This is a genomic window from Candidatus Obscuribacterales bacterium, assembly GCA_036703605.1.
In the GTDB taxonomy this organism is placed as follows: Bacteria; Cyanobacteriota; Cyanobacteriia; order RECH01; family RECH01; genus RECH01.
Window position 1 is genome coordinate 1 of record DATNRH010000086.1, and the last position, 1,229, is coordinate 1,229.

At 52.6% G+C, this 1,229-nt stretch carries 2 protein-coding genes; both read left to right on the forward strand.

The window, feature by feature from the left end; translation table 11 throughout:
• The first annotated feature begins 84 nt into the window (after window positions 1-84).
• On the forward strand, window positions 85-753 hold the full coding sequence (locus V6D20_01860; GenBank protein ID HEY9814542.1) for a phage head-tail connector protein: 669 nt from the start codon (window positions 85-87) through the stop codon (window positions 751-753).
• A gap of 17 nt (window positions 754-770) precedes the next feature.
• The coding region (locus V6D20_01865) for a hypothetical protein (GenBank protein ID HEY9814543.1) at window positions 771-1,229 on the forward strand (459 nt) is incomplete at its 3' end.

The window sequence follows — 1,229 nt, forward strand, 5'->3', positions numbered from 1 at the left end:
GATGGTAAAGCAGAAAAGCCCAAGAAGCGTGGACCGAAGCCGATGTACACAAAGCCCGCCGAACCTGATCACGAGGGCTAAGCAATGGCCTTGCGCTATCCTCTGAAGTACAACCAGTACCGAGGCCATACCCTAACCACACCCCCAGCCTCTGAGCCTGTCACGGCTGCTGACGTTAAGAATCAGCTAGAGATTGATGTGGCCGACACTGCGAAAGACACGCAGATCGAGCTATACATTACAGCTGCGCGTGAGATGGTCGAGGAATATACAGGGCTCGCACTGATCACCCAGGTCTGGAAGTTGACCCTAGATCATTGGCCCAATGACCGAGAGGAATGGTGGGATGGTGTACGGCAAGGCGCACTCAACGAGCTAAGGGCATCAGGAAGGGCCGCGCAGATTATGCTGCCCCGTTATCCCCTGCAATCTGTTGACACCATCACTGCTGATGGTGACGCCGTTACGATTGCTGATGTGTTTATTACCGACACCCAGCAGCGTCCCGGCCGGTTGGTTATCAAGCATGGCGCAACTTGGCCCACCACCATTGATAACGCCAACGCTATCGTAATCGACTACACGGCAGGCTATGGGGCTAACGCTACTGATGTGCCAGCGGCTATCCGCTTGGGCATCATCCAGATGGCGGCGTATATGTTTGAGCATCGAGGTGACTGCGATACGGCAAGCGCCATGAAGATGAGCGGGGCACAATCGCTGATCAACAGTTATAAGGTGCTTGAGCTTTGACCAAGAATATAGATCGGATGAGGCCGCATAATGGCCGCTATCTTCTGGAAAGCGACAAGCTCATAAACCTTGCTGATGTGGTTGGCAGGTTTGAGAAATCGCTGACCCCTCTAAATGCCATCCAAGTTGCCGAGGGCTTCCCCGTTGTTAGCTTGAAATCTAACTATGGCTACACTGATCTACGGGACAAGACAACCGCCATTGGTAGCGGCACTGTTACGAATACCGTGGGTGATGGTCGATATCTTCTTTCTACCGGAACCACTCCCAATAGCGTAGTGATCTTTGACAGCGTGGAGCGCGGGCGTTATGTGTCTGGCTCAATCGGTCTGCCAGGCATAGGCATTGCCTTGGATCAGATTGGCTATCAAGGAACAGAGTCAGCGCGTTGGGGATACTTCAATGATGATGATGGCTTTGGCTTTGGCTTGGACGTTGATGGCATCTTTGTATTCCGTCGTTTTAACAGCGTAGAT